This window comes from Pseudomonas sp. NPDC087598, assembly GCF_044743525.1.
Taxonomy (GTDB): Bacteria; Pseudomonadota; Gammaproteobacteria; order Pseudomonadales; family Pseudomonadaceae; genus Aquipseudomonas.
In genome coordinates, this window is record NZ_JBIUWQ010000117.1 from 4,463 (window position 1) to 5,721 (window position 1,259).

General features: G+C 62.0%; 2 protein-coding genes. Both read right to left on the reverse strand.

From position 1 onward, the window contains the following. On the reverse strand, positions 1-708 hold a 708-nt coding region (locus tag ACIOWE_RS29600; protein WP_401398488.1), incomplete at its 3' end, for a glycerophosphodiester phosphodiesterase. A 14-nt stretch (positions 709-722) separates the two neighbouring features. Continuing rightward, a partial coding sequence (locus ACIOWE_RS29605; protein ID WP_401398490.1) for a PilZ domain-containing protein occupies positions 723-1,259 on the reverse strand: 537 nt, incomplete at its 5' end.

The following is a 1,259-nucleotide window of genomic DNA, read 5'->3' on the forward strand; positions in this document are numbered from 1 at the left end:
GACTCGCCGACTTCGGCGTTGAAAGTCAGTAATCAGGCTGTCAACGCCGAAGTCGGCGAGTCTGCGCATCAGCGCAGGCTCGTTGACGGTCCACACCGAGACATGCAGCCCCTGACGCTGCGCCTTCTGCAGGCGTTCCGGCGTACACAGCGTCCAGTTCAGCGCGAGAATCTCACAGCCATAGCTTGCCGCGACCTTCAACGGGTCGAGCCAGGCGTATTCGGCCACCAGTCCTCGTGACACGTCCGGCACCAGATCCAGCGCCGCTTTCAAGACTTCCCGCGAACTCGAGGTGATCGTCACCTTGTCCAGCAAGCCATGCCGCTGCGCCATTTCACGAATGGCCAGCACGGTGGTTGCCGCGCGGGTGCGTGATGCGCTTTTGACTTCAAGCTGCCAGTGCTCGAAATCACACTTCTCGAACAACTCCTCCAGCGTCGGAATCGGGCACGGCTTGATCCAGCCCGGGCCACCCTTGCGCGCATCGTAGGTCACCAGCTCGGCGGCGGTATGCTCGACGACTTTGCCGCGCCGGTCGGTGGTGCGCTTGAGGGTCGGGTCGTGAATGACCATCAGCTCGCCGTCCTTGGACAGGTGCAGATCCAGTTCGCAACGGCGCACGCCGTGCTTGAGACATTCCTGAAAGCTGCTCAGGGTGTTTTCCGGTGCTTCGCCCTTGGCGCCGCGGTGGCCGTAGATGAGGGTCACGGTTCTTCCTTAATTTAAATGCCTGATTCGTTCTGTTCGCGGGCCAGACGTCGTTCCTGGGCCTGCTTCTGCAAGATATAGCGGGCGAGCAACTGGCGTTGGGCGTCGGTCAGGTGTTCGAACTCGGTACCGACGTCATAACCCTCGCCCTTGCGGTCGCAATGGGTGACGCGGGCGCGCAGCAACAGGCCCAGCGCCTGTGGCATGAGCACCAGTTTCACCGACAGGTGTGCACCCGTGGCGATCGGCGTCGGGTACTGAAAGTCGATCCCGCCCTCGGAAATGATCACCGGTTGCGGCTCGCCGATATGGCCGAGCACGGTCAGGGCGACCACCTGGCTCAACAGGTCGATGCGCTTGTTCTGGGATTTCAGGAACGCGGCGATGGCCCGGTCGCGTTCACTGATCTGGCGCAGCAGGTGCTGCGACTCGAATTCGCTCAGGTGCAGTTCGCTGAGCAGATTGAAAAGCGGGGAAGCATCCTGCAACACTTCCTGGCCTGCGGCTTCGGGAGCGGACAGGGGCCGAATTTCCAGTGCGATCGTGTCCTC